General features: G+C 71.6%; 8 protein-coding genes. 2 read left to right on the plus strand and 6 right to left on the minus strand.

Going from position 1 to position 8,938, the window contains the following annotated elements; all coding sequences use genetic code 11:
- Positions 1–131: 131 nt before the first annotated feature.
- Both dxr and QM568_RS13905 read right to left on the minus strand, forming a co-directional pair.
- Entirely contained in the window at positions 132–1,217 is a 1,086-nt protein-coding gene (gene dxr, locus QM568_RS13900; RefSeq protein WP_415139772.1) for a 1-deoxy-D-xylulose-5-phosphate reductoisomerase, read from the minus strand.
- Between the two features lie 37 nt (positions 1,218–1,254).
- Positions 1,255–2,208, minus strand: coding sequence for an FKBP-type peptidyl-prolyl cis-trans isomerase (locus QM568_RS13905; RefSeq protein ID WP_415139773.1), 954 nt, complete (start codon positions 2,206–2,208; stop codon positions 1,255–1,257).
- Positions 2,209–2,334: 126 nt separating this feature from the next.
- On the opposite strand from QM568_RS13905, the gene QM568_RS13910 reads away from it, so the two are divergent.
- Positions 2,335–3,114, plus strand: a complete 780-nt coding sequence (locus tag QM568_RS13910; RefSeq protein WP_415139774.1) for a lysophospholipid acyltransferase family protein — start codon at positions 2,335–2,337, stop codon at positions 3,112–3,114.
- 4 nt (positions 3,115–3,118) lie between these two features.
- On the opposite strand, the gene QM568_RS13915 is transcribed toward QM568_RS13910, so the two are convergent.
- The gene (locus tag QM568_RS13915) at positions 3,119–3,604 is read right to left on the minus strand and encodes an OsmC family protein (RefSeq protein ID WP_415139775.1); all 486 of its coding nucleotides are present in this window, start codon (positions 3,602–3,604) and stop codon (positions 3,119–3,121) included.
- Positions 3,605–3,651: 47 nt separating this feature from the next.
- Here QM568_RS13915 and QM568_RS13920 point away from each other — a divergent pair, with 47 nt between their 5' ends.
- Positions 3,652–4,647: an asparaginase gene (locus QM568_RS13920; protein WP_415139776.1), complete on the plus strand. Its 996-nt coding sequence runs from the start codon at positions 3,652–3,654 to the stop codon at positions 4,645–4,647.
- Here QM568_RS13920 and QM568_RS13925 read toward each other — a convergent pair.
- The 3 genes from QM568_RS13925 to QM568_RS13935 all read right to left on the minus strand — a co-directional run.
- Positions 4,631–7,423, minus strand: coding sequence for an FtsK/SpoIIIE domain-containing protein (locus tag QM568_RS13925; RefSeq protein ID WP_415139777.1), 2,793 nt, complete (start codon positions 7,421–7,423; stop codon positions 4,631–4,633). The two genes, QM568_RS13920 and QM568_RS13925, sit on opposite strands and share 17 nt — an antisense overlap.
- A 68-nt stretch (positions 7,424–7,491) precedes the next feature.
- Positions 7,492–8,289: a PP2C family protein-serine/threonine phosphatase gene (locus QM568_RS13930; protein WP_415139778.1), complete on the minus strand. Its 798-nt coding sequence runs from the start codon at positions 8,287–8,289 to the stop codon at positions 7,492–7,494.
- 207 nt (positions 8,290–8,496) lie between these two features.
- Positions 8,497–8,938, minus strand: a 442-nt coding sequence (locus QM568_RS13935; RefSeq protein ID WP_415139779.1) for a DUF4870 domain-containing protein, incomplete at its 5' end; no start/stop codon positions are given.

Consider the following 8,938-nt stretch of genomic DNA (forward strand, 5'->3'; position numbering starts at 1 on the left):
CCCCACCTGCGCGTCGACGCCCCACTTCGCTGACGTCTCCCCGGTGGGGCGTCGCGGGCCAGGTGGGGCGTCGGCGGGCTGCGACGGGGGCGACGGGGGCGACGGGGGCGGGAGGAGAGCGGGGGCGGGAGTCAGGGGTGGGCGGCGATGAGGTGGTCGGCGGTTCGACGCGCCCAGGCCTCGGCATCCGCCAGCGACTCCACGGTGAGCGCCACCGGGGGTTCGTGGGCATCGACGACCGCGGCGATCGTCTCCACGATGCCGAGGAACGGCAGCCGGCCCTCGTGGAAGGCCTCAACGGCCTGCTCGTTGGCGGCGTTGTAGACGGCGGGGAACGTCGCACCCGCGCGTCCGACCTGCTTCGCGAGGGAGACAGCCGGGAATGCGGCGTCATCGAGCGGCTCGAACGTCCAGGAGGTCGCCTGCGTCCAGTCCAGCGGCCGCCCAACGCCCCCGATCCGGTGCGGCCAGTCGAGGCCGAGCGAGATCGGCAGCCGCATGTCGGGCGGCGAGGCCTGGGCGATCGTGGATCCGTCGATGAACTCGACCATGGAGTGCACCATCGATTGCGGGTGCACGACCACGTCGATGTCGTCGTAATCGATGTCGAAGAGCAGGTGCGCCTCGATGACCTCGAGCCCCTTGTTCACGAGCGTCGCGGAGTTCGTCGTCACGACCCGTCCCATGTTCCAGGTCGGGTGCGCGAGGGCCTCCTGGGGGGTGACCGTCTGCATCTCGGCGCGCGTGCGGCCGCGGAACGGGCCGCCGGATGCCGTCACGACGAGCCGTCGCACCTCGGCGCGGGTGCCGCTGCGCAGCGCCTGGGCGAGGGCGGAGTGCTCGGAGTCGACGGGCACGATCTGATCCGGCGCCGCGATGCCGCGCACGAGCTCGCCGCCGACGATGAGCGACTCCTTGTTCGCGAGGGCGAGAGTCCGTCCGGCCTTCAGCGCGGCGAGAGTCGATCCCAGTCCGATCGAGCCGGTGATGGCGTTGAGGACGACGTCGGCCTCGACGTCGCGGACCAGCTGCTCGGCCTCGGCGGCGCCGAGCGCCGTGGCCTCGACCCGGAACTGCTCGGCCTGGACTGCGAGCATCTCGGCGTTGGAGCCCGCCGCGAGACCGACGAGCTCGAAGCGGCGCGGATTGGAGCGGATGACGTCGAGCGCCTGAGTGCCGATGGAACCGGTGGAGCCGAGGACGATGATGCGACGCATGCCGCCAGCCTATGGCACGTCCCCGGCCCCTACAGGGTCACTGCGTGACGGCCTTCTGGTTCGCGAGGATGTCGATCACGAACACCAGAGTCTTCCCCGCGAGCTCGTGATCGCTCGAGCCCGCTTCACCGTAGCCGAGGGCAGGCGGGATGACGACGAGGATCTGCGAGCCAACCTTCTGGCCTTCGAGCGCCTGGACGAAGCCCTCGACGTAGGTGTTGCCGTCGATCGAGATGGGAGCGCCGTTCGCCCACGAGGAGTCGAAGCTGTCACCGGTGTCCCAATCCACGCCGTAGTACTGCAGCAGCGTCGTGTCGCCCGCGGTGACGGCGGGACCGTCGCCCTGCTTCAGCACCGCGATCTTCAGTTCGGTCGGCGCATCGCCGTCCGGCAGCGTCACGCTGGGCTGGCCGTCGTCAGCGAGCGTCACCTCGGGCATGCCCTCGACCGCTGGCTGGTCCTCACCCCACGCGGTGAGCGGGGTGACGCCGAGCACGTCGACGATATAGAACGCCGGGTTCGAGCTGTCCGAGCCGGGAAGGGCGACGGCCAGGCGGGTGCCGATCGTAGCGCAGCCGAGGATCTGGCCGAGTGCCGAATCCGCGGTCACCGCGTTCGGAAGCATGTCGTCCTCGGCGTAGCCCGCGTCGCCCAGGCGCTCGCCCGTCGTCGCGTCGAAGGCGCTGAGCGCATAGCGGACGTAGTCGCCGTCGGCGATCTCGTCGCCGTCGCCCTCGGTCACCACCGTGCGCTGAATCGCGTCGAAGGTCTGGTTGAGCTCGAAGGTCGCCGTGGAGACCTCGCCGAAGTTCCCCTCGACGGTGATGCTGTCTGAGACCGCGCCGGAGGCCGCGGTCGCGCTGCAGAGGTCGGCGCTGGCCTCGGCGGACGGTGTCGAGGTGGATTCGGGGGTCGTCGATCCCGAGCACCCCGCCAGCAGCAGAGTCGCGACGGCGACGGCGGACAGGATGCTTAGGGAGCGGATACGCACAGTTGACGACCTCGGATTCGGGGGTGGGACACCCCATCTTCTCTCATCCGCCTAGGTTCACGCTGAACGACGACCGGCTGGGATCTCATTCCGATCACGGCATGCACCGCGGGGTAGCCTTCTCTGATGAGCACTGAGCCCTCTGCGGAGCCCGATCCGTCACCCGAAGAGGCCCCGAAGCCGCGCCATGCCGGGTTCGCCTACGCACTCGGGCGGAGCCTGATCAGTCCGCTGGCCCGGATGCTGTACCGACCCCGTGTCGAAGGCAAGGAGAACGTCCCCCGCACCGGCGCGGTGATCTTCGCCAGCAACCATCTGTCGTTCATCGACTCGATCGCGATCCCGGTCGCCGCCCCCCGCACCGTGCACTTCCTGGCGAAGTCGACGTACTTCGAGGGCACCGGGCTCAAGGGCTGGGCGAGCAAGACCTTCTTCGAGTCCATCGGGGCGATCCCCGTGCGCCGCGGCGCCGGGCAGGCGGCTCTCGACGCGCTCGACCTGCAGCGCCAGCTCCTGGACGAAGGGCTCGCCGTCGCCCTGTACCCCGAGGGAACGCGCTCGACCGACGGGCGCCTCTACAAGGGCCGCACGGGCGTCGCCTTCCTCGCCCTGCAGACCGGAGCGCCGGTCGTGCCGGTCGGCCTGATCGGCACCGACAAGGTCATGCCCGTCGGCGCGAAGATGCCGACGATGAAGGAGCGCATCACCGTGAAGTTCGGCGAGCCGCTGGATCTCGCCCCGCACGGACCGGCCTCCAGCGGACGCGCCCGACGCCTCGCGACGGACGAGATCATGGCGGCCATCCACGCACTGTCCGGTCAGGAGCTCGCGGGCGCCTACAACGAGGCCCCCGCGCAAGGGGCCATCGAGAAGATCAGGCAGGCACTTCCGCACGAGCGGCGCTGACCGGTCACCGGGCCGAGGAGACCCGCGCCTCGTGCCGAACGGGGAAGTTCACCGAGTTCGCGATGAAGCACCACTCATGGGCCTGCGCGTGCGCGTGCTCTGCCGCCTCGATCATCGACGCCTCGGCGACGACGACCTCTGGCCGCAGCATCACCTCGACGAAGGCGCCGCTTCCCCGACCGTCCTCGCGCATCACGCCGGTGGCGCTGTCCCGGTACGACAGCACGACAACGCCCGCGCTCACGCAGGCGTGCAGGTATGACAGCAGGTGGCACTCGGACAGGGCTGCGAGCAGCAAGTCCTCCGGATTCCAGCGCGACGGATCGCCGCGGAACGGCGTATCGCTGGAGGCGAGCAGCGCTGGCTTGCCCTCGATGGCGATCGTCACGTCGCGGCGGTAGTCGCGATAGCCGCTCGTGCCGGCCCCGGTGTTGCCTGTCCACGTCGCGGTGAGGGCGTAGTGATGTTCTCCGAGCGGGGTCGCGGCCATGCCTCCAGTGTGCCATCGGTGCGCGGGGCGGACGATAGTCTGGGCTCGTGCTGGAGACTCTGACCGTTCAGGATGCCGTGGAACTCGCCGTCGTCGAGCGGAGCGGATTCGTCGAATCCCGACACGCCGGAGCCGCGGTGGTCCTCTCCCCCGAGGGCGAGATCGTCACCAGGCTCGGCGACGCCGACGCGCTCGTCCTCCCGCGCTCCGCGCTCAAGCCGTTGCAGGCGATCGCCTGCGTGACCGCGGGGGCACCGCTCGAGGGAGCCCAGCTCGCCGTGTCGACGGCGAGCCACGTCGGCACAGACCGACACGTCGCCCTCGTCCGCGACCTGCTCACCCAGGGCGGGCTCAACGAGGACGACCTGGGCTGCCCCGCCGCGTGGCCGCTCGATCCTCAGACGCGCAACGAGCTCGTGCGCGAGCACGGCGCCCCGAGCCGCATCCGCATGGGCTGCTCCGGTAAGCACGCCGCGATGCTCCGCGCCTGCGTCGCGACGGGCTGGCCCGTCGTCGGCTACCTCGATGCGGCGCACCCGCTGCAGGTGCACATCCGCGAGGTCATCGAGCGGCTGGCCGGCGAGAAGATCGCGCTCACCGCCGTCGACGGCTGCGGCGCCCCCGTGCACGCGATCACCCTGACCGGGCTCGCCCGCGCCATGCACCGCATCGGCGGCGCCTCCGAGCGCTCGCCCTTCGCTCTGCACCGCGTCTCGGGCGCCCTCGTGCGCGCGGTGCGGGAGAACCCATGGACGATCGAGGGTCCAGGAAAGCCCGACACGGTGGCCGCCGAGAAGCTCGGCGTGTTCTCGAAGTACGGTGCCGAGGGGATCATGATCATGGTCGCCCCGAACGGCACGACCGTCGCGCTGAAGACTCTCGACGGCTCGTCCCGCGTCGGCGCGCTCGTCGCGGCGACGCTGCTGGCACGATCCGGCGCCGTGTCCGAGGCGGATGCCGCCTCGTTCGTCGAGTCCCTTCCCCTCACCGTGCACGGCGGCGGGGCGGATGTCGGCAGTATCCGCGTCAGTCCGGCTCTCTGACGCCGTCCCGCGGGGCGAGGGCTCTCAGCACCACGCGCTGCGGCAGCCCACCGTCGCGCAGCGACCACGCCCGCCCCGCGTGCGTTCGCGCATACGGCGGGGTGTCGCGGATGCCGGCAAGCTGCCGCAGGTCGGCGGGGCCCTCGGCCCTGATCAGCACCTCCCCCTCGGCGCGCACCCGCTGCCACGCCGTCCAGTTGCGCTGCCACGTGTCGGCGTCGGCCACAAGGATCACGAACGGCGCGGCACCGGTCGGCTCCGCCGGAGCGAGCACGACCTCGCAGTCCTCGTGCGCCGCGCGCAGGGCACGGGCGGCGCTGTGCGGCCCCGAGGTGACCACCGCCGTCAGGGCCGCCGTCGGCCGCCACCACGGGGCCGCCGCCTCATCGATGGTCGCCGCCAGATCTGAGGCCGCCGCATCATCGGCTGCCGTTCCGCTCTGCGGCTCCGCGCTCTCGTCGACCCACGCGATTTGCACCTCGCGCTCGCCGATGATCGCACGACCCGGCAGTCGATCCCGGTCGAAGTCCGCGCTCTCCCCGCCCGCGGCCAGATGCTCGACCCGGCTGGACATCCGCAGCAGCACCCGCCGCGGCAGGGCGTCGAGCAGCCGACCGACCGGGCCGGCGGCGCGCGCGGCGGTGATCACGAACGTCGTGCCAGCGCCGCCGCGGAGGATCTGCTCCCATCGCTGGATGAAGAGCTGCGCATGCTCTGGAGGGAGCTCCGCCACCAGCGCGTCGATGTCGTCGCAGAGCACGAGATCGGGCACCGGTCCCCGGCGCTCGGCGAGAGCGGTCACCGCGTCCCATGCGGCCTCGATCTCTCCGGGGATCCACAACGCCGACCGATGCTGATGCGCGAGCGTCCGCAGGAGGGCCGTGCGCCCCGATCCAGGGGCGCCGAGCACCGCGAGCCCGCGGTCGACGCCGACGCGCAGCGTCTGGATCGGCTGCCGCTGCCGCTGGGGATCATCGGCCTGGCCGAGGATGATCTCGCCGGCAGCGGCCCCTGGCAGAGCGTCGAGGCGGACGACGGATCCGAGAGCGGGCAGCCAGGGGCTCGCCGCGGCCTCCGCGTGCGACCAGCGCATCCCGATCGCGCGGAGGTCGGCGGCGGTCGTCAGCGCGACCCGCATGGCGACCGGCTCCGCATCCTGCGGGCGCCTGGTCAGCGCGAGCCCGCGCGAGGACGCACCACCGGGGATCTCCGCCGCGGCATCCGTCCCGATCACGAGGCGGCTGTCGGCCGGATCGCCGACGCGCAGGCTGACCCGCAGCGGGCAGTTCGCCGCGAGAGCGTCGCGGATGACGCCAGAGGCGCGCTGCGTGCCGATGATGAGGTGCATGCCCAACGCGCGTCCCCGTGCCGCGATGTCGGTGAACACGGCGCCGAGGTCGGTGTGCTCCTGCAGGAGCGCGGCGAACTCGTCGACCACGATGACCAGGCGCGGCAGATCGGCCTCTCTGACGTCGCGCACGCCCTGCGCCGCCAGCACCGCCTCGCGCCTGCGGAGCTCGGCGGTGAGGCTCGATACGCCTCGACGAGCCCCCGCCTCGTCGAGATCGGTGATGACCGCGACCACCTGGGCGAGCTCGCGCAGCGGCTCGAACGCCGTGCCGCCCTTGAAGTCGGCGAGGACGAACAGCACGCGGTCTGGCCCGTGGGCGGCGGCGATCGCGGTGACCCATGACACCAGCAACTCGCTCTTGCCCGTGCCCGTGGTGCCGGTGACGATGGCGTGCGGGCCGTCCTCGACGATGTCGAGCACGACGTCGCCGCGCTCGCCTCGGCCGATCATCGCCGGCAGCGAGTGCGCGCCGGTGCGCTGCTCGAGCGCGCCGAGGGCGACCGCGTCCGGCAGCGCATCGATGCTCTCGTCGGTCTGCGCGCGCAACGCCGCGACGGCGCGGGCCTGGGCGGCAGAGAGCCCTTCGACCGTCAGCTCGCGAAAGCCATCGGGGGTGCGCAGCGTCGCGCTGCGCGGCTCGCGGACGTCGAGCACGGTCGTGACGCCCTCTGGGACGTCGTCGGCGCCCGCGCCGAGCCAGATGACCGCGTCGGACGGCGGCCGCGGCTCGCCGATGCGCGCAATGCCGAGACGAAGGGCGTCGCGGCGGGGTCCGGCATCGAAGCCGTCCAGCCCGTAGGCGACGAGCCCCTCGCTGATCAGCGCGATCTGCGCAGGGCCGAAGCGCAGGAGCAGCTGGACGACCAGCGCGCGCAGGACCGCCTCCGCCAGGGGCGCCGCGGCCCGCAGGCAGATGCCGCCGCCGAGAGCGACGGCGATCGGCGCGTCGTCGAGGGTGCCGCACCGGGTCTGGAAGGCCCGCGCCCGCTCGTCATCGCCGCCGGTGGCGCGGATGCCGCTGCGCGTCGCGCCTCGGCCCACGACGACGAGGGTGGCGGCATCCGCCCGCTCCGCCCCGCGCAGCGGCGGGTTGCGCAGCGCCGAGGCGGCATCGGGATGGCGGAGGTCCTGCGCCTCGCGCTCCTCGTCGTGGCGACGGCCGCGTTCGCGCTCCGCCTGCTCCCAGGCGATCTCGTTCGCCGAGGCCGCCGCTCTGCGGGCCTTGCGCCGCGCACGGGCGCCGTCGATGAGGGAGGCGCCGATCATGAGCGGGCCGAGGGCGGCGAAGCACAGGGCGAACAGGGAACCGGTGACGAGCCACATCACCACGCCACCGGCGACGGGGACGATCGCCGCCATGAACGGCACGGTCGGGCGCTTCGCCTCGGCGGGCGCTGCGGGGATCACGATCGGCAGGGAGTCCATACCTCCAGTGCACACCATCGCGCCGTACGGTGTGCGGCCATCCCCAAGCGGATGCCGCGAAACGGGTCTCAGCCGGCGGATCCGCCTTCTGTGGAGGAAGAGTCCGCATCGACCTGCACGACGACGAGAGTGACGTTGTCACGGCCGCCGTTCTCCAGCGCCGCCGCGAGCATCGCATCCGCCGCGGGCCCTGGCAGCGGGTTCGCCGTGAGGAAGTGCTGGATGCCGTAGTCGGTGAGCTCCTTGGTGAGTCCGTCGGAGCAGATGACGAAACGGTCGCCGGATTGCACGTCGATCGCTACGTAGTCGGGAGCGGTGAGCTCGCTCGCACCGACCGCGCGCGTGATCACGTTGCTGTACGGGTGCCCCTCAGCCTCCTCCGGGCTGATCTTGCCCGAGGCGATCAGCTCCTGCACGACCGAGTGATCGGTGGTCACCTGGACGAGGCGGTCGTCGCGGAGCAGATAGACCCGCGAATCGCCGATGTTCAGCGCGACCCAGTGGACGTCGTCGCCGTCATCCTCGAGGAAGATGCCGGTGAGCGTGGTGCCGGTGCCCTCGTCGGTCGTCTCCGGGTGCGCGGCGATGTCGTCGACAGCGAGGGCCAGAGCGTTCTCGATCGCTGCGCGCGTGACGTCCTCGGCTGCGACGAGCGCCTCGAGCCTCGCCACCGTGCGCTGGCTGGCGATCTCGCCGCCGGCGTGTCCGCCCATGCCATCCGCGACGACGAAGAGCGGGTACTCCGCGAGGAAGGAGTCCTGATTCGCGTCGCGACGCAGGCCCACATCGGTGACCCCCGCCCATGACAGCCGGAAGCCGCCCTTGGCACGAACGACGTCTCGCGTCTTCGTGATCGCCTTAGACACCTGCTGCCTCCGAACTGCCTGCGGCGATTCGGGGGCCTACAGGATCCAGAGCCATCGTAGCGCGCAGCGGCGGGGCCGGACGACACGACCCCCGCCCGGAGCCGGGGGCCACCGTGGCCGATCGTCGCGAGGTCAGGCCGAAGACTGCGTCGCAGCGAAGAGCCCCGGCGTCCTCGACGGGGCCGGGGCTCTTCGCTGCGCGGAGTCCTACTTGATCCAGCTCGGAGCCAGGTAGAACTTGCCCTCCTGGCCGACCGCGAGCTGCGGCGGGACGTTGATCGCATGGAGGATGCCGATGATCAGCTGACCGATGGGCAGAATCGCGTACAGGATCGCGGCGATCCCGAATGTCACGATGCTCAGCACGCCGACCGCCGCGTAGGCGATGACCACGATGATCTGGTAGTTCAGGTTCGCGGCATTCGCGCGCTCGTAGTTCGCCGGCACCTTGCCCTTCTCGATGAGGAAGAAGACCAGAGCCGGGATCCAGCCGAAGAACACCGACAGCCAGAGGTTCAGCACGATGTTCGGCTGGACGGGGGCGCCGTATACGGGCTGTGCGCCGTACGGGGCGCCGGCCGGTGCGCCGTAGCCGGGCGCGGGCGCGCCCTGCGGCGGCTGACCGTACGCCGACGCGGGCTGGCCGTAG

The sequence above is a fragment of the Microbacterium sp. genome (assembly GCF_047607465.1).
Taxonomy (GTDB): Bacteria; Actinomycetota; Actinomycetes; order Actinomycetales; family Microbacteriaceae; genus Microbacterium.